Origin of the sequence: Arthrobacter sp. GMC3 (assembly GCF_002929305.1) — a bacterium.
Taxonomy (GTDB): Bacteria; Actinomycetota; Actinomycetes; order Actinomycetales; family Micrococcaceae; genus Specibacter.
This window is the reverse complement of sequence record NZ_PJIO01000006.1, coordinates 53,190-70,642: the sequence shown is the minus strand read 5'-3', so window position 1 is coordinate 70,642 and position 17,453 is coordinate 53,190. Positions and strand designations below refer to the sequence as shown.

14 protein-coding genes are annotated in these 17,453 nt (G+C 62.0%); 8 read left to right on the top strand and 6 right to left on the bottom strand.

The genetic code is table 11. The features are described from left to right. Positions 1–40 precede the first annotated feature (40 nt). A complete protein-coding gene (locus CXQ94_RS11520; protein ID WP_104090168.1) occupies positions 41–745 on the bottom strand; it encodes a TetR/AcrR family transcriptional regulator in 705 nt (234 codons plus the stop codon). 132 nt (positions 746–877) lie between these two features. Between CXQ94_RS11520 and CXQ94_RS11515 the strand changes: the two genes are divergently transcribed. From CXQ94_RS11515 to CXQ94_RS11495, 5 genes are read left to right on the top strand one after another with little or no spacing between them, the layout of a single operon-like run. Further along, on the top strand, positions 878–2,557 hold the full coding sequence (locus CXQ94_RS11515) for an amidohydrolase (protein WP_104090165.1): 1,680 nt from the start codon (positions 878–880) through the stop codon (positions 2,555–2,557). Next, positions 2,554–4,215: an ABC transporter substrate-binding protein gene (locus CXQ94_RS11510; RefSeq protein ID WP_104090161.1), complete on the top strand. Its 1,662-nt coding sequence runs from the start codon at positions 2,554–2,556 to the stop codon at positions 4,213–4,215. The genes CXQ94_RS11515 and CXQ94_RS11510 overlap by 4 nt, the downstream gene beginning before the upstream one ends. After that, positions 4,202–5,206 (top strand): ABC transporter permease, encoded by a 1,005-nt coding sequence (locus CXQ94_RS11505; RefSeq protein WP_104090158.1) that lies wholly within the window; start codon positions 4,202–4,204, stop codon positions 5,204–5,206. The genes CXQ94_RS11510 and CXQ94_RS11505 overlap by 14 nt, the downstream gene beginning before the upstream one ends. After that, positions 5,203–6,063 (top strand): ABC transporter permease, encoded by an 861-nt coding sequence (locus CXQ94_RS11500; protein ID WP_104090156.1) that lies wholly within the window; start codon positions 5,203–5,205, stop codon positions 6,061–6,063. The genes CXQ94_RS11505 and CXQ94_RS11500 overlap by 4 nt, the downstream gene beginning before the upstream one ends. After that, positions 6,060–7,706 carry an ABC transporter ATP-binding protein gene (locus tag CXQ94_RS11495; RefSeq protein ID WP_104090154.1) on the top strand — a complete coding sequence of 549 codons (1,647 nt, stop codon included), beginning with the start codon at positions 6,060–6,062 and terminating at the stop codon, positions 7,704–7,706. The genes CXQ94_RS11500 and CXQ94_RS11495 overlap by 4 nt, the downstream gene beginning before the upstream one ends. Positions 7,707–7,784: 78 nt before the next feature. Here the strand turns inward: CXQ94_RS11495 and CXQ94_RS11490 are convergent, their stop codons facing one another. Further along, complete coding sequence (locus CXQ94_RS11490) at positions 7,785–8,459, bottom strand: TetR/AcrR family transcriptional regulator (protein ID WP_104090151.1); 675 nt, start codon at positions 8,457–8,459, stop codon at positions 7,785–7,787. 122 nt (positions 8,460–8,581) lie between these two features. Between CXQ94_RS11490 and CXQ94_RS11485 the strand changes: the two genes are divergently transcribed. The 3 genes from CXQ94_RS11485 to CXQ94_RS11475 are packed head-to-tail and all read left to right on the top strand — an operon-like array spanning position 8,582 to position 11,663. Next, a complete protein-coding gene (locus tag CXQ94_RS11485; protein ID WP_104090148.1) occupies positions 8,582–9,367 on the top strand; it encodes an SDR family oxidoreductase in 786 nt (261 codons plus the stop codon). After that, entirely contained in the window at positions 9,364–10,587 is a 1,224-nt protein-coding gene (locus tag CXQ94_RS11480; protein WP_104090145.1) for an acyl-CoA dehydrogenase family protein, read from the top strand. The genes CXQ94_RS11485 and CXQ94_RS11480 overlap by 4 nt, the downstream gene beginning before the upstream one ends. Next, positions 10,584–11,663 (top strand): phosphotransferase family protein, encoded by a 1,080-nt coding sequence (locus tag CXQ94_RS11475; RefSeq protein WP_104090143.1) that lies wholly within the window; start codon positions 10,584–10,586, stop codon positions 11,661–11,663. Before CXQ94_RS11480 ends, CXQ94_RS11475 begins: the two co-directional genes overlap by 4 nt. A gap of 28 nt (positions 11,664–11,691) precedes the next feature. On the opposite strand, the gene CXQ94_RS11470 is transcribed toward CXQ94_RS11475, so the two are convergent. The 4 genes from CXQ94_RS11470 to CXQ94_RS11455 form a co-directional block, all read right to left on the bottom strand. Continuing rightward, positions 11,692–12,933, bottom strand: coding sequence for an acetyl-CoA acetyltransferase (locus CXQ94_RS11470; protein WP_104090140.1), 1,242 nt, complete (start codon positions 12,931–12,933; stop codon positions 11,692–11,694). Positions 12,934–12,990: 57 nt separating this feature from the next. After that, on the bottom strand, positions 12,991–14,175 hold the full coding sequence (locus CXQ94_RS11465; RefSeq protein WP_104090138.1) for a thiolase family protein: 1,185 nt from the start codon (positions 14,173–14,175) through the stop codon (positions 12,991–12,993). After that, complete coding sequence (locus tag CXQ94_RS11460; protein WP_104090135.1) at positions 14,172–15,908, bottom strand: class I adenylate-forming enzyme family protein; 1,737 nt, start codon at positions 15,906–15,908, stop codon at positions 14,172–14,174. Before CXQ94_RS11460 ends, CXQ94_RS11465 begins: the two co-directional genes overlap by 4 nt. Positions 15,909–15,974: 66 nt before the next feature. Next, complete coding sequence (locus CXQ94_RS11455) at positions 15,975–17,441, bottom strand: carotenoid oxygenase family protein (protein ID WP_104090133.1); 1,467 nt, start codon at positions 17,439–17,441, stop codon at positions 15,975–15,977. Between the last annotated feature and the right edge of the window lie 12 nt (positions 17,442–17,453).

Here is a 17,453-nt window from a genome sequence, read left to right as displayed (position 1 = left end):
GATTTGCTTTGAAATTCGTCGTCGTATCGCTTGCTGTGAATTAGGCGCTCTGTGTGAGGCTGACAGTTCGTTCGGCCGATTGGATGACTGCCGCGACTCCGAGTAGAAACAGGTCTTCATCTTCCAATTCGGTGATCTGGGTGCTGACGGAGGCGATCAGCGGATATTGTCGCGGGTCGGCGTGCAGCGGGCCCTCGAACCAAGGGCTCATCTGATCGGCCTGGGTTCCGCGCTGGTTTCTTTCACGGGCGATGCCTGCCGCGCTGGAGAGCACATGGGAGGCAAGGAGGGCGTAATGGCGAACCAGGTCATCGCCGGCGAGCCCGGCTCGAGAGAATGCGTCGAGCATGAACTCGACAGCGTCCAGTTCCCCGGGTCCGTGGGTCGTCAGCACGATTGCTTCGACGCCGATTGCGGGGTAGCGGGAAAAGAGATCCAATGTTGCACTTGCCAGTTGGGTGAGGCGCTCACGCCAGTCTTGGGGATCCGCCGTCACTGCCGCGACACTTCGGCCAATAAGCTCATCAAGGAGTTCGCGCATGAGGTGCTCTTTGTTGCGGAAGTGCCTGTAGATTGCCGTCGGATCGGCGTCGAGCAGGGCCCCAAGTTCCCGCACGGAGATCGAGGAGGAACCCGGGTTGCTGGCAAGTTTAAGACCCGCAGCGATGATGGTGCCCCGGTCAAGGCGGCCGCGTCCCGAGGTGGGTTGTGCGGGGCTTCTGCGCGCAGAGGTTAGTGGCTTCATAGTTGTATTCTCCACACTTATCGGTTTTATTTCGAATCCAAAAATTTATTAGACAACACTGTTGACAATGCTGTTGCGCGCTGAATAGCCTTACCCTATTCACGCCGTTCAACCATCAAGTAAGGATGCCCGTTGCCCTTTGCAGACGTATTATTTACCGGTGGTGCCGTGTTTACCGGCACCGGCAAGCCGATCCATGATCATGCAGTAGCAGTCATTGGTGATCGCATTGCCGGGATTGTTCCCGAAGGTGCCGTGGAAACCTGGATTGGTGAGCACACCCGCGTGGTCCAACTCGACGGCGCCCTCCTCAGCCCCGGATTCCAAGATGGACATATCCACCCCGTCAGCGGTGGAACCGAATTGCTGATGTGCAATCTCACTGAGGCACAGGACGCCACAGACGCGATCGCCACCATCAAGGCGTACGCCGAAGCAAACCCTGATGAACCGTGGATTCTAGGCGGCGGATGGTCCATGGACCACTTCCCCGGCGGATCCCCGGTGCGCACACTTTTGGATGCGGTGGTTGCAGATCGTCCCGTGTTGTTGCTCAGCCGTGATCACCACAGCACGTGGGTCAACACGGCGGCAATCAAGCTGGCCGGCCTAAACGCCGACACTGAAGACCCGGCCGACGGACGGATTGAGCGTGAGTCCGACGGCACGCCGGCAGGAACTTTCCATGAAGGCGCCGGCGAGCTATTTGGCGATGTGCGCCCGGCCACAGACCCCGATTTTGCCTACCAGGGATTGCTCCGCGCACAGCAGGAAATGCTGGCCCTGGGTATCACCGGATGGCAGGACGCCATGGTCGGGGGCACCCTGGATGGCAACGGTGATGTCGGTTCGCTCTATGAGCGTGCCATCGCCGAGGACACGCTTCGTGTCCACGTTGTTGGAGCCCAGTGGTGGGAGCGGGCCGGTGGGATGGAACAAGTCCAGCGCATGGCAGAACGCCGTGATGCGTTGGCTGCTCGCACCAACTCCAACCGCTTCTCCCTCGGCACAACAAAGATCATGGTCGACGGCGTAGCCGAGAACCATACGGCCTCAATGCTCACGCCTTACCGTGACGAGCATGGCAAAGACACCTGCAACCACGGAATCTCGTTCATCGACAACGCCCAACTCAACGAGTTCGTCGTCGCCCTTGATGCCGCAGGCCAGCAAGTTCATTTCCATGCGCTGGGAGATCGTGCTGTCAGGGACGCCTTGAACGCCATCGAGGCAGCCCGCGAAGCCAACGGTGACAGGGACGGGCGGCACCAGCTGGCGCATCTTCAAATTGTTGAGGAAGCCGACACCGCACGGTTCGCCGGACTTGGTGCCGTGGCAAACCTGCAATGCCTCTGGGCCTGCCACGAAGATCAGTTGGATGAGCTGACTCTGCCCTTCCTTCAAGAGGGTGCAGAAGCTCGTCAGTATCCGTTTGGCGATTTGGCCAAGCACGGTGCACGTCTGGCCGCGGGCAGCGACTGGCCAGTATCCAGCGCCGATCCGATGGAGGCCATCAATATTGCAGTGAACCGGGTGTCACCGGGCAGCACTGCCGCTCCTCTTGGTGGTGCACATCAGCGCCTTGATCTGGCGACGGCCATGGCCGCCTACACCTCAGGTACTGCCTATGCCAACCACCGAGACCACGACACTGGCTCCGTTCGCGAGGGCTTCCTGGCCAATCTCGTTGTCCTGGCGCCGAACCCGTTCTTGCTATCCCCGGAAGACATCCACCGTTCCACAGTTGTATCTACATGGATCGACGGAAACGTCGTCTACGCCCGCCCCACCAACGATGATGAGGAACTATGACCAGGCCCATTCCCACCAGAACACGCAGGCGCACGCGTGCCACAGCTGTCGCTGCCGCCACGTTGTGCGTTGCACTTCTTGCCACCGGATGCACCGGTGGCTCCGGCGGTCAAGCGACCGGCTCCAAGCCGGAATGGAAGCTTACCAGCCAGACGGAGAAGCCCTCCGGCGATATCGACTCATACTCGTGGGTTAGCTATGCCGAACCGTCCTCACTCGACTACGCACACGCCTTCGACTACTCCGATAATCAGGTCCTGGCCAATGTGTGTGAGTCCCTGCTCCGATTGAACCCGGACTACACGCTCACCCCCGGCCTTGCCGCGTCGTTTACACATCCGACACCGACCAGTTGGGTTTATGAAATTCGTTCCGGTGTGAGCTTCCATGACGGAACCCCCATGACCGCCAACGATGTTGTGGTCTCCATGCGACGCCACCTCGACCCCGCCGTGGGATCGTCCTGGTTCTCCGTCTACCAAAACGTTGCCTCCATTGATCAGACAGGAGACCACGAGGTCACCGTCACCATGACCAAACCGGATACACAGTTCAACCTTTCCATGGGTGGTTCCGCCGGCGTCGTCGAATCAGCGGCCACGCTTGAAAAGTCCGGTTCGAATTACGGAAACTCATCCGGTGGGGTCAACTGCACCGGACCGTTCAGCATGACCGAGTGGAAGTCCGGGGAGAGCATTACGCTCAAGCGCTTCGCCAATTACTGGGATCCGGCACTGAAAGCCAAATCCGGTGAAGTGAAGTTCTTGTTCATGAACGACACCAACGCACGCCTGAACGCGTTGAAGTCAGGTCAGGTTGACGGCGGATGGATGGTGCCTGCCGAAGGAATTTCACAATTGAATTCCTCCGGTGCCGGGCAAGTCTACTTCGGTATGAACACCGCAGTCGGCGACCTCGTTGTCAGCAATTTGAAGGGCCCGCTCGGTGATCTCCGGGTTCGCAAGGCACTGCTGATGGCCCTTGACCGGCAGGGCATCATCAATGCAGCTGCTGGGGGATACGGCGAAGTGACCAATGCGCTCACAACCCCTTCGGTCTGGGTGGGTGCAAGCAAATCGGCACTCTCTACGGCCTTCGACAATCTTCAGGGCTACCCGCAGGACCTCGCTGCCGCGAAGAAGCTCGTCGAAGATGCCGGGGCAACCGGTAAAGAAATTACCTACGTTACCGCCCCCATCGGCAACGACTTCAGTGTCATCTCTCAGGCGACAGCCGCTGCGGCCGAGTCCATCGGCCTGAAGGCCACCATTAAAACCATCACACCCAACGCCTACTCGGCACTATTCTCCGATCCGACCGCCCGTGAAGGTGCGGACCTGTTCTACACCTCCTGGTACCTTTCCAGCCCCGATCCTCTGGAAATGTACGCTGTTTTGCGCACCGGAGAGTTCAGTAACTACGGCAACTGGTCCAACCCGGAGTTTGACAGCATCGTCAATGAAGCCATTACGATCGATGACCCGGCAAAGCGTTCCGAGAAGACTGCAGAGGCCCAGAAGATCGCCAACGATCAGCTGCCGTGGCTCCCCCTTTCAACGGGACCCATGACGGTGTTCCAAGGCAAGCGCATTTCAGGTGTCTCACCCTCGATCGCTTTCCTCTACTACCCTTGGGCGGCAACCATTGGCGCTCGTTAGTATTCGAAGGACCGTATGGTCCACCGGCGGGACGGCAGTCGCCGTCCGCCGGGTTGTGGGCAAGCTGGGAAGCCTCTTGCTGACGTTGTTCCTGGCTTCGCTGCTCGTCTTCTTTTCACGGTTCCTTGTTCCTGGGGATCCGGTGAGCTTCCTCCTGAAAGGGCGCAAGCCAAGTCCGGAGGCTGTCGCCGACATAACGGCCGAATTCGGTCTGAATCTTCCGCCGTGGCAGCAGTACTTCAACTGGATTATCGGAGTGCTGCATGGTGACTTCGGGCGGTCCTTGCAGTTCCGGCAAGACGTTTCAACGGTGATTGGGGACCGCCTTCCGGTCACCTTTGGCCTGGTCATTATGGCTGGCATCATGATTGCCGTCATCGGGCTTATCTCAGGCGTCGCAGCGTCGCTGAACCGAAACCGGTTTTGGGACAAGGCCATCCTGACCGGGCTGACAGTGTTCGGTGCAATCCCGTCCTTTGTCGGATCCATTGTGCTCATTGCGGTCTTCGCCGTGCAGCTGCACTGGTTCCCGTCCTTTGGCTCGGGCGAGGGATTCTTTGACACCATCTACCATCTGGTCTTGCCGTCACTTGCGCTCACCATCGTGTTCGTCGTTCTCGTAGGTAAAGTCACCAGGTCCTCGATGGTGGAACAGCTTGACCGTGAGCACGTTGAGGTGGCCACCAGCCGCGGTTTGAGCCGCGGCTCGGTGGTCCGCCGGCACGTTTTCCGCAACGCGATTGGTCCGATTCTTACCGTCAGCGGGCCACTCGTTGCCGGACTGCTGGTGGCCAGTTCGATCGTTGAGGCCGCGTTTGGCATCGCCGGTATCGGCTCCTTGCTGGTGCAGTCGGTTGACCGTCTGGATTTCCCCGTCGTACAGGCCGTCGTTTTGCTCGTCGTGACAACCTTTGTTGCGGTGAACGCGATCATTGACATCCTCGAACCCTGGATCGATCCCCGATCCGCAGCAGGAGCTGGTGCCCGATGACTACCGCGACAATTGAACTCAAGACGCGTCGCGTTCCCGGAGTAGCCGGTTTCGACACCAGTTTCATGGTGAGCGCGATCGTCTTGCTGCTGATGACGGGCATGGCGATCTTCGCACCGATCATTGCACCTTACGACCCGAACCAAGTGAATTTCATGAGCGTGTATCAGGGCCCGAGCATCTCGCATTGGCTCGGCACTGATTCCCTGGGCCGAGACATCCTGAGCCGAATGATGTTCGGTGCCCGAACAGCCCTTCTTGGGCCTTTGCTCGTCGTCGTCTCCTCGACGGTGCTAGGCATCTTGCTAGGCGTGTTGGCTGGTTGGCGTGGGGGCTGGGTGGACGCCGTGCTTGCACGCTTGTTCGACGTCGTCTTCTCCTTCCCATCCTTGCTGATCGCCATTATGGCGGTTGCCTTGTTCGGCAAGGGCCTGGTTGCCCCGGTGATTGCCATGAGCATCGCTTATGCACCCTACGTGGCCCGTTTGACCCGGTCACTCGTGGCATCCGAACGTCACCGCCCGTATGTTGCTGCTTATCGTGTTCAGGGCTTCAGCGGAGCGTGGATTGCCCTTCGCAGGGTGCTGCCCAATGTTGCCCCGATCGTGGGGGCTCAGTCCACCCTGAACTTCGGCTATGTCCTGGCAGAACTTGCCGGGTTGTCGTTCCTTGGCCTGGGTGTGCAGGCTCCCGCCGCCGACTGGGGTGCCATGATCAACGAGGCGCAGTCCGGCCTTGTTGGGGGACATTTCCTGCCCGCGCTGGTGCCGGCCATTGCCGTTGTGATTGTGGTTGTGGCTGTAAACATTATTGGCGAAGAACTCTCTGACCGTATTGGAGGCGAGATCCCCTCATGAATCTTCTCGAAATTACTGAGCTGACACTCGACCTCCCCAACGGGGTGCGCCTCCTTGACGGAATCTCACTGACAGTTGCCGCTGGAGAGACAGTAGGGCTGGTTGGAGAATCCGGGTCCGGAAAGTCCCTGACGGCACGCTCCGTGTTGGGGCTGCTGCCGGAGCGATCGACCGCGGGCGGAAAGGTGCTCCTGGACGGTACCGACGTGATCACCACCTCGCCCAGTGAATTGCTGGCACTTCGGCGTCATAGCGCCTCAATGGTGTTTCAGGATCCGCGGGCCGGGATCAACCCCATGCGTACCATCGGGGACCACCTGACCGAAACGCTGCGACTCTGCGAGCACCTGCCGGCGGATCAGGCCAAGGAACGTGCCATCGAAATGATGGCATCGGTGCGTCTGCCGAGGCCCGAAGCGCATCTACGCCAGTACCCGCATGAATTCTCCGGCGGGATGCTGCAACGTGTGATGATCGCTGGAGCGCTCAGCAGCTCACCCAAGCTTCTGATCTGTGACGAGCCCACCACAGCCCTGGATGTGACCACGCAGGCGGAGATCATTTCCGTGCTCACAGAGCAGCGCAAGAGCCGGGGGATGGGCATGCTGTTCATCACGCACGACCTCAACCTTGCGGCGTCGCTCTGTGATCGGGTTTACGTGATGAGTGCCGGGCGCGTCGTGGAGCAAGGCAGTGCACGGGAAGTTTTCAGCGATCCGCAAGCGGACTACACCAAGAAGTTGGTCGCGGCGACTCCCACGATTCTTGTCGGTGACGCGGAGGCAGCTGTTCCCGCGGAGCTGGTTCCCTTGGCTCCTGCCGAGCCCGAGGACGCATCTGGTGCTCTTGTGGTCCGGTCGCTGTCAAAGTCCTATGCGATTCGCGGAAAGACCCCGGTACGGGCTGTTTCGGAGGTTTCCTTGGAGATTCCTCGTGGTGGTGCGCTAGGAATTGTGGGGGAGTCGGGGTCTGGAAAGTCGACGCTTGCCCGGCTCATCGTTGGCCTGGAATCGGCCGACGCCGGGGAGATCGTGATTGCGGGCAAGGAACGTACTGCGCCACCGCGCAAACGCCAGGAACGGCTTGCGCACGCGCGTTCGGTACAGATGGTGTTCCAGGACCCCTACCTTTCCTTGGACCCTCGCATCACCGCGGGCAAGTCCATTGAAGATGCCTTGCGCCTGCATAGCAAGCTGACATCCACAGCTTCTCGGGCGAAAGTTATTGAACTGCTCGATCAGGTTGGCTTGACGGAAAAGCACGCGGACGCACGGCCTCGCAAGCTCTCTGGTGGGCAACGCCAGCGCGTCGCAATCGCGCGTGCGCTGGCCATTGAACCTGACCTTCTGGTCATGGACGAGGCAACCAGCGCCCTGGACGTATCGGTCCAGGCGCAGGTACTGGAAGTCGTGGCGGATATTCGCCGGGAGCGTGGGCTGACCGTGCTCTTTATTACCCACGACCTTGCCGTGGTGCGCAGAGTGTGTGAAGAGACTGTGGTGATGAAGCAGGGGGAAATTGTCGAACACGGCAAGACACTTGAGCTTCTGACGCAGCCTCGCCACGACTACACGCGGCATTTGATTGAATCTGTTCCACGCCCGGCCTGGGACTTGGACGAAGCAATCGAAGAGGCTTCCTAAGCTAGGCAGTAGATGCAAGGCGGGTGACCCTGGGGAGGGTCACCCTGGAAACCTCCTGGCGACAGGAGGTTTCCACATCTAAGGACTGACAGAGTTCACTCCGCGAGGTGCCTCAAGTCCCTGGATTTCCGTATTGTGTGGGGTGGTGCAGACGATCCGTTGTGCATAGCTCACATAGTCCTCTGCAATAGCGGAGGCGGAGAGCAGTCCGTTGGCATCAAACCACTGGGAGATCCCGGTGTTCATGGTGATGAGAGCGCGAGCTACTTGCCGGGGGTCGCCCGTGTGAAAATATCTCTGCGCATCGCCGTCGCGCAGAATTTCCACGAGCAGGCCCTCTTGGCGGTCACGGGCCGCGATATGCCTGGCGCGTGGCACAGCGTCGAGGCTGCGGAGCTCGGTTGCGGCTAGAAATGCGAGGTCTTTCCGATGGGCGTGGAACAGGGCCAGGCATTCGATGTGCAGATCAAGCTGCTGCCCCACGTCGTTCCCCGCCTCTGCCTGTGCACGGAGGCTGCGGCGCCAGAGGTCATCCATCGCGTAGTCCATGATGGCGACGATGATGGCCTGTTTCGACGGGAAATGATGGTAAAGACCTGGCACTGAAATGCCGGCAGCCGCCGCCAAAGTGCGCGTAGTGGTGCCATGGTATCCGTGCGTCACGAAAGTTTCCACGGCTGACCGGAGCAGTGGCGGCAGCGCCTCGTCGTCGAAGTCACGCCAGTTGGGCGGTGCGGGGAGCTCGACACCCATTGCTAGTCCTCCGTGCCTGTTGAATCGAATAATGTACGCAAAAATTCCCTTGACACCTTGAGTATGCCACTACAGACTAGCTTGTACCGAGCGCTCGCTCGGTTTGATGATTCTGGATGCCTATGAACAACGACAACGCCGTCAACGCTCACCGCCTGGCCGGCAAGACCGCCCTGATTACCGGTGCCAGCCGTGGCATCGGCCTCGCCATCGCCCAACGGCTCGTCGCCGAAGGCGCGCGGGTCTGCATCACCGCCCGCAAGCCTGCCGGGCTCGCCGACGCCATGGCGTCGCTCCCACAGGGGAGCGCCATCAGCGTTGCGGGCAAAAGCGATGACCCCGAGCACCGTGCCGAGGTCATGGACACCATCGCCGGCGAGTATGGCAGTCTGGACATTCAGGTCAACAACGCCGGGATCAACCCGGTCTACGGGCCCTTGATCGACCTTGACCTCACAGGTGCCCGCAAACTCGTCGAAGTGAACCTGCTCGGCACGCTCGCCTGGACCCAAGCAGCGTACCGGCATGAAGCTCTCGGGTTCGCTGCACGGCATGGTTCGGTCATCAACGTGGCCTCGGTGACGGGAATAGTCCCCGCCGAAGGCATCGGAATGTATGGCATCACGAAGGCCGCCATCATCCACCTCACCCGCACACTGGCCGTCGAACTCGGCCCTGACATTCGGGTCAACGCCGTCGCACCGGCTGTGGTGAAGACGCAGTTCGCCCGAGCACTCTACGAAGGGAAGGAAGCCGAAGTGGTGGCTACCTATCCGCTTGCGAGACTCGGCACCCCGGAGGATGTTGCCGGGGCCGTCGCCTATTTGGCTTGCGATGACTCGTCCTGGGTTACCGGACAAACCTTGACTCTCGATGGCGGACTGCTGTCGGCAGGAGGAACGGCATGAGCACTTTAACCCCAGAACTTGAAGCCCTTCGCGTCCGCACTCGCGAATTCATCCGCACCGTGGTGGTCCCGGCCGAGCCCGGCCCCAACGTGCGTCTGAGCGAAGAACTGCGGGCCACCCTGATGGCCGCGGCCAAAGAGGCAGGCGTGTTCGCCCCCCATGCCCCTCGTGAATACGGTGGCCAGGGTGTGCCGATCGAGCACTGGTCCGCCATCTTCCAGGAAGCCGGCTATTCGCCGATCGGGCCCAGTGTGCTCAACTGCATGGCACCCGATGAAGGAAATATGCACATGCTTGGCATCATCGCCACGGATGCACAGAAACAGCGCTACCTTGCACCGCTTGCGGCGGGCGGGATCAGATCGTGCTTCGCGATGACTGAGCCGCACCCTGGTGCGGGATCCGACCCCGATGCGCTTCGAACAGAGGCAGCGCGTGTGGTTGGCGGCTGGCGGATCAACGGACACAAGCGGTTCATCAGTGGCGCGGAGCTGGCGGATTTCGCGATCGTGATGGCACGCAATGAAGCCAGCGACGGCGTGCCGGCCGGGGCAACCATGTTGCTGGTGGACATGGAAAACCCCGGGGTGCGAATCGGCGAACAGATTCACGCGATCGACCGTGCCATCGCTGGCGGGCACCCGCATGTGCACTTCGAGAACTGCTTTGTCCCCGACGACGCTGTATTGGGGGCGCCGGGGGAGGGCTTCCGGTATGCACAAGTACGGCTGGGCCCTGCCCGGCTCACACACTGCATGCGCTGGCTCGGGCTGGCCCGCCGCGCCCAAGACATCGTCCTTGACCGCACCAACGAGCGTGAAATCTTTGGACACCACATTAGTGAACTCGGTATCGCCCAGGAGATGCTCGCGCAGTCTGTCATCGACATTGAGACATCCGATGCGATCATCACCAAGACGGCGGCCCTGCTGGAAACAGATCCGAAGGCCGGATCCGCACTGTCCTCCATAGCGAAGGTGCACTGCTCCGAGGCGATCTTCCGTGTGATCGACCGCGCCATCCAGCTCTGCGGCGGTGACGGGGTCACAGACAACCTCCCGCTTGCCTCGTTCATGAACGAGGTGCGGCCTTTTCGTATCTACGACGGCTCGAACGAGACACACAAGTGGGCGATCTCCCGCCGCGCCTCCTCCCAGCGACGACGTGAGGTAGCCGCCAGCACTGGGCAGGCGGACGGTGTCAAAGGCACCGAGCAGTGATCTCGACGCCGGACGGGGTAGAGGTGGTCGGCACGCGGGCGGATGCGGCGGCGCTGGTGCGGCCCCCGCTACTGGTACTTGATGCGCTCACCGAGTTTCTGGATTCCGAGGGGCTCGGCACCGGCCGGATTTCGTGGCAGCGAATCGGCGAGGGCCACTCAAACCTGACCTTTCTATTGCGCCGGGGAGAGCGCTCACTTGTGCTCCGTCGTGGCCCCCGCCCCCCGCTACCGAAGTCCACGCATGACATGGTGCGTGAATCACGCATCCAGCTCTTGGTCAAAGCCGCTGGAATCGCGGTGCCCAACATTGTGGCGGTATGCGCGGATTCGTCGGTGCTCGGCGTGCCCTTCTACGTCATGGACTATCTCGACGGTGCCGTCATCACCGATCAAGAGCTTCCCGGCCTTGATACTCCAGAGCAGCGCAGGGCCACCGCGTTCGCGGCCGTCGACGCCCTCGTCACGCTGCACGGTGTGAATGTCACTGCCGGCGGGCTTGAAACAGTCGGCCGTCCAGACGGCTACCTTGAGCGCCAGGTGGCGCTGTTCTCCTCGCTCTGGGACGTGTCAACCCGGCGTTCTGTTCCGGAAATCAAGTCGGTCGCCACCTGGCTCGCGGCGAACACCCCGAAAAGCCAGCGCGCCGCCGTCGTGCACGGCGATTACCGCCTGGGAAATCTCATGTTCGAGAACTCTGGTCCGCCACGCGTACTGGCGATTTTGGACTGGGAGATGGCGACGGTGGGGGACCCACTCGCGGACCTTGGCTACTTCCTGGCAACCTACGCGGAGGCCAGCGCATCGACGACGCCGCTCGAGCTCACCCCTATCACCCGATACCCGGGTTATCCCACACGACAGGAACTTGCCGACCGCTATGGCACGGCAACTGGACTTGAGCTCTCGCAGCTGCGCTGGTATCAGGCCTTCGCACTATGGAAGGCCGCCGTGTTCTGTGAAGCGATCTACACCCGGTGGTTGAACGGTGAACGCCCGGGCGACCAGTTCGCGCCGACCCTCCTTGAGGGTGTGCCCGCTCTCGTCAAAGAATCGGCGTCACTGATCGGGGGCTGATCCCGCCCCGACCAGGGGTGGGAAGCGGCTAGTCCCGCCCCACCACAAAGCTCGCCACCGTAGCAACGCTCCCGCCGAAGTTCAAGGTGGCCACATTCTGGGCCCCCTCAACTTGCATCGCGCCCGCCTGGCCGTTCACCTGCCGACGGGCGTCATTGAGCATTCGCACCCCTGTGGCTCCCACCGGGTGCCCGCCCGAGAGCAGACCGCCTGAGGGGTTCACCGGGATCGATCCACCCATCTCCATGCGGCCGTCCTCGATCGCCTGCCAGGCCTTGCCCGGCTCGGTGATGCCGAGATGATCGATAGCCATGTACGAGCTAACCGAGAAGCAGTCGTGGAGCTCGATGGCGTCCAGGCCATCGGGGCCCGCAATCCCGGCCCTCGCATAGCTGTCGGTAACGGCGGCCCGAAGATGTGGAAACAGGTACTCGTTCGTTGCGGAGGCGCGTAGCTTTTCCTCTAGTGCCATGGACGAGGTTTTATGCCCCCAACCCTTGATCCGCGGCGGCAGTTCGGCCAAGCCATGCTGCGTGCGCCAGCGCTCGGCGTACTCGCGGCTGGCCAGCACCACGGCACTGGATCCGTCGCTGATACGGCCGCAATCGCTCTTGCGCAAGGAACCCGCGACGAAAGGATTACTCTCATCATTTTCGGCGAAGGAGGACGCATCCTCGATCCAATCGCGGGTCTGCGCCAGCGGGTTCCGGCGCGCGTTCGCGCGACTATTTTGCACCAGCTGACCCAGGTGCTCGGAGGTCATCGCGCCGTAGCGCTGGTGGATCTCCTCCGCGACCCGGTCGAATGCGGTGGGCCAGGCCAGCTCACCGAGATCCTCCCGGGCACGCCAGCTGGCACACCCGAGGTAATTCGCGGCCACCGTGCCCGGCACGTTGCGCATCTGCTCGACACCGAGCACCAGGACGACGTCGTACAACCCCGCCTCGATGTCGGCCATGGCCCCCAGTGCGGCCATGCTGCCCGACGCGCAGGCGGCTTCGTGGCGCGAGGATGGCAGCTCACGCCACTGGTCCATGACTGCAGGGAGCATGGCGCCCAAGTGTGACTGCCCGGTAAAGATTTCACTGGAATGGTTGCCAACATGCCCGCGCTGAACATCGGCGGGGTTGATACGTGCATCCTCAACGGCCCCGAGTGCGGCTTCTTGAATCAAGGAGAAGATCCCATCGTCCACTCCCTCTGCGGCGAGGTTTCGCTTGAAATCTGTCTGGGAACCACCCAGTAGGTAGACGCCTCGGGTGCTGTTCATTTCCGGCTCCTCATACGCTTTTGATTCTCGGTCGGCTGGCGCTGGCCAGATGTGGTGCTACGCGAATGCTTCGATGACCACGGCGGTGGCCAGGCCCAAGGCGGCCGGGATGGTCACCAGCCCATAACCGCCGCCACGGCGGCGCAACTGGTCCAGGGCGTTCGCGATCAGGATGCCTCCGCTGGCGCCCAACGGGTGCCCCACAGCAATGGCGCCACCGTTTGGATTGACAATGTGTTCGGGCAGGCCCAATTCGCGTGCCAGTAGCAGCGGAGTCACCGCGAAGGACTCATTCACCTCGGCGATCGACACATCGCTGGCCTGTAGTCCCGCACGTGCAAGTGCCTTTAGGCTGGCAGGAATGGTAGCTTCCAGCCCGGGGGAGCGAACGGCGGCCTGGGCCCAGCCAAGAATTTGACCGCGCGGCTTCTGTTCGTGCTCGTTCGCCCACGCCTCCGAGGAGAGCACGATCGCCGCTGCGGCATCTGCGAACTGGGGCGCCGTGGCAACTGTGTGCCTGCCGCGATCCTCGCCAGCTGACACATCAAGCCACCGCTGAACACGTTCCCACAGCGGGTCCTCGGCAAACAACGGCGCAAGCTCGGAGATCGACGCCAAGGTGGTGTCGGCCCGTGCGCCCTCATCATGGGACAGCACCGCGCCCGATGGTGTTGTTACCGGCACGATTGACTCCCAGGCCGGGGCGTTGCTCGCACGGTGCTGTGAGCGCACCCCGTAGGCGTCGAGTTCGGCGCGGGATATTCCGGCCCGGATTGCCGTCGCATCGGCAGAGACGCCGATCGAGACGAACCCGGTTGCCTCGCCCACGGACGGGTCCGTCGCGAAGGCCGGTTTATCCGCCAACATGGGGACGCGAGACATTGACTCCACCCCGGCGGCGACGATCAGATCGGCGCCGCCGGAGACAATCTGTGCCGCGCCTGAGCTGATGGCATCAAGGCCCGAACAGCACAGCCGTGACGTGACGCCGGCCGGAACCGTATCCGACCAACCAGCCAGCATCGCCGCGACGCGCCCGACATTTCCGCCCTGTTCCCCGACGGTGGTGCTGACCCCCACGATGAGGTCCTCGACCCGCTCGTCCTTAAGCCCGCGTGTGGAGAGTTCGCGAAGAACCACTGCCAAAAGTTCAGCGGGTGGGATGTCGGCGAGGGTGCCGCCTCCGCGCCGGACCCGGGCGCGCGGGGTACGTGCGGCGTCCAGGATCAGGGCTTTGCTCACGCCTGTGCCTCGGCCAGTACCTTGCGCAGCTGGTGCTTGATGACCTTGCCGACGGGGTTCCGGGGCAGTACGTCCAGTACGCGCAGGTTCTCGGGCAGCTTGTAGGAGGCGATGTGCTGTTCGCGCAGGAAGGCCACGAGTTCGGGCAGGTCCAGGGTGGTCCCAGGGTGCAGCGAGACAAACGCGGCGACCTTCTCGCCGAGTGTGTCATCGAGGTCTCCGACGACGGCGACATCCGCCACCGAGGGGTGGCGCATGATCAGTGCCTCCAATTCCACCGGGGCGATGTTCATGCCGCCGCGGATGATGATGTCCTTCGAACGGTCAACGTAGCGGACAAACTGGCCCTGGTCTCCGGCGATTTCAAAGATGTCACCGGTTTTCAGATACCCCTGCTCATCGAAGGGGTTGGCGAGGGTCTCCGGGTTGAGGTAGCGGGCGAACAACTGTGGACCGCTGATATGCAGCTCGCCGGGGATTCCTGGTTCGGTGATCTCCTCGCCGGTGACCAGGTCGTAGATCTTCACGTCCGCCCATTCCGAGAGGCCGATCGACCACTTGGTGTCCTTGGCGCCGTAGCGCGGGAAGTACCGTGCCCTGTCGTCGGGGCTGGGCAGGTCGACGTGGCTGGAGAGCAGGCCCACACCCTCGTTGGAGCCGAAGAAGTTGATGATCGGAATGTTGAACCTGTCCTGCCAGCCGTGCACCATGGCCGGGTTGAGCGGGGCGGAGCCCGATCCGATCCGGGTCAGGCTGCTCAGATCGATCTTGCTGAGCAGGTCCTCGTTGTGCAGCAGCATCGTCAGAAGTGCAGGCGGGGCCAGCGTATACGTCACGCGCTCAAGTGCGATCTGGGCGAAGAAGGTGGGTGCGTCGAAGGGGTGGTGCTGGACCAGGACACAACCGGTGCGAACCCAGGGCAACAGCATGGCGCAGATGCCGGCCATGTTGATCATGGGGAATGCGTTGAGGATCACGTCCTCGGTGGTGGTTGCCGAAGCGTCCTGGCAAACCATACTGAACACGAGCCAGTCGTAGTGCGCCCGCATGACGCCCTTGGGGACGCCCTCGGTACCCGAGGTCCAGCAGATGGACACGCAGTCATTGGGATCATTCGGGTTCTCGGCCCGGTACGCGGCAACAAAGTCCGCGTCGGCGTCCGTGGCCGGGGTGGGGAAGAGGTTGGTGACTCCCGTGCTGTTCTCGGCAAGGGCGTCCTCGGCCAAGCCATAGCTGAACACCTCGCGGACGGTGGGGATTTGCTCACGCAGGTGAGCGAAGTCGTCGGCCGGATGCCTGTCGCCGAAGGCGCGGGCGGCGATCACCCAATCGAATTCGGCGGCATTGCCCATCGTGACGGCTTCGTGGTCGCGGTACTGCATGGCAAGCGGGGACACTGTCGCCCCGAGTGTCCATGCCGCAATGAGCGTTTCTGTGAGCTCCACCCCGTTGGCCAGCTGAACGCCGATTGTGTCGCCCCGACGAACGCCAGCCTCTGCGAGCCGTGCAGCCAGGGCTGTCACCTCGCTGGCCACCTCGCGCCAGCTCAGGCGCCGCGCCGTGCCGCCGGCAAGTGCCGCACGGTTGCCTGGATCGAGAAGTGCAAGCGCATCGCCGCGCCTTTCGGCTGTGGCGCGGAACATCGCGTCGATCGTTTCGCTTGTCCACTGACCACCCTCAAGGAGTTGGTCAACGCGGGACTGGGGGTGCAGGTTCAGACGGCCATCGGACATGAATTTCCTTACTTGTTCGGTTCGGTGCTCTGCCTTATGTGGGTGGTGTTCGTTTAGTGCGTTGGTTCAGGAAAGCTGGTCCGCGCGGATCCAGGTGGCGTGGAATCCGGCCGGTACAGATTGGGGAAGCTTGATCCGGGCCACCGGCCCGGCGGCCAGGTCATCGGCTGCGAGCACGAGGATTTCCCCTCGCCCCTCGATCTCGTCGTTGACGAAGGTCACCAGGTATCCATCGCTGTCGCTGGTGGATCCGTCGCGGGGAGCGAACGGGCTCTCCGAACCCCAGCGTCCCGCCCCAAACTGGTAGTTTTCCTTCTCGCCGGTGTGTGAGTCGTAACGCACAATCCCGTCGAAGAGCAGTGTGGGCTCGTTGGCCAGGCTCATGTTGTAGGAGTAGCGGTGCTTGGATCCGACAATGCGTTGGTCCATGCTGGGGAATTCGATGTTTTGGTCATCGATCGGACGCTCCGAGGTTTGCCCGGTGGCCAGGTCGAACTCGTAGCGGTACAGCTGCGCGTCAAGTCGCATGTAGGCGAGCATGTTGGCCAGGGGGTGCTCGAAGGTTGACTGGTGTTGCGGGTTCTTGACCCGGCATACCTCCATGATGATCTTGCTTCCCTCTTCCCAGGAGTTGACCACATGGTAGATGTAGCAGGGCTTCGCCTCGAACCAGCGCACCTCGGCGCCGGTTCCATAGCGTGGAATGACAGCGAAACGCGACACGAGCGACTTGTCGTAGAAGATGCGGTACTTGCCGTTGCGCCGGGCCTCCTGGTCCTGGACCAGCGGAAGGTCCATCAGCACCGTGTAGTTCTCGGTGATGGCCATGTCATGAGGGAGGCGGGGGCCGGGAAGGTCAACCTGCGTCAAATGCGTCTGCTTGCCTTCGGCGCCGATGATGCCGTACCGCAGGTAGTCCATGTCGGGGCCGTAGTCGAACCACAGCAGCTCGCCCGTGCGCTCGTCGGCTTTGGGGTGCGCCATCATGTCCCCGGCGAAGGTGCCCAGGAAGTCCTGCGCGCCCAGCGTCTCAAGCGAGAGCGGATCGACGGCGTAGGGGTCCCCGCACAGGTACCACGTCGCCAGCACCTGCCCGCGGTGGAAGATCACATCCGTGTTTGCCGAGTCCTTAATACCCAGGCCGTGGCCGTTGCCGAACGGGTTGCCCTCGGGGTTCTCCATCAGGCCCGTCCACAGGGACTTCCCTGCCGCGGATTCCTCGTGAAATGCCTTGGTGCGCACCCAGCGGTTACGGTAACGCACCTTGCCGTTGTCGAAGTGGACGGCATGGATCATCCCGTCGCCGTCGAACATGTGATAGCGGCCCGGTGCGTCGAAACGGCGGTTGGGCCCATTGCGCAGGTAGACGCCGTTGAGGTCGCGCGGAATCTCGCCGATGACCTCAAGGTCTTCTAGCGACAACTCGGTTTGCACGGGCGCGTAGACACCCAGCAGGTACGGGTTATCGAAGGTGTTGTCGACGTCGACGGCCCGTGCAACGGCGATTGGCTGGTCAGGGGTGTTCTGGGGCATGTTGGATGACCT

What these genes read in the sequence shown, in the direction of transcription:
- CXQ94_RS11485 (WP_104090148.1), top strand. Translation starts at nt 8,582, where the DNA reads ATGAACAACGACAACGCCGTCAACGCTCACCGCCTGGCCGGCAAGACC.
- CXQ94_RS11470 (WP_104090140.1), bottom strand. Translation starts at nt 12,933, where the DNA reads ATGAACAGCACCCGAGGCGTCTACCTACTGGGTGGTTCCCAGACAGAT.
- CXQ94_RS11520 (WP_104090168.1), bottom strand. Translation starts at nt 745, where the DNA reads ATGAAGCCACTAACCTCTGCGCGCAGAAGCCCCGCACAACCCACCTCG.
- CXQ94_RS11510 (WP_104090161.1), top strand. Translation starts at nt 2,554, where the DNA reads ATGACCAGGCCCATTCCCACCAGAACACGCAGGCGCACGCGTGCCACA.
- CXQ94_RS11500 (WP_104090156.1), top strand. Translation starts at nt 5,203, where the DNA reads ATGACTACCGCGACAATTGAACTCAAGACGCGTCGCGTTCCCGGAGTA.
- CXQ94_RS11480 (WP_104090145.1), top strand. Translation starts at nt 9,364, where the DNA reads ATGAGCACTTTAACCCCAGAACTTGAAGCCCTTCGCGTCCGCACTCGC.
- CXQ94_RS11490 (WP_104090151.1), bottom strand. Translation starts at nt 8,459, where the DNA reads ATGGGTGTCGAGCTCCCCGCACCGCCCAACTGGCGTGACTTCGACGAC.
- CXQ94_RS11455 (WP_104090133.1), bottom strand. Translation starts at nt 17,441, where the DNA reads ATGCCCCAGAACACCCCTGACCAGCCAATCGCCGTTGCACGGGCCGTC.
- CXQ94_RS11495 (WP_104090154.1), top strand. Translation starts at nt 6,060, where the DNA reads ATGAATCTTCTCGAAATTACTGAGCTGACACTCGACCTCCCCAACGGG.
- CXQ94_RS11460 (WP_104090135.1), bottom strand. Translation starts at nt 15,908, where the DNA reads ATGTCCGATGGCCGTCTGAACCTGCACCCCCAGTCCCGCGTTGACCAA.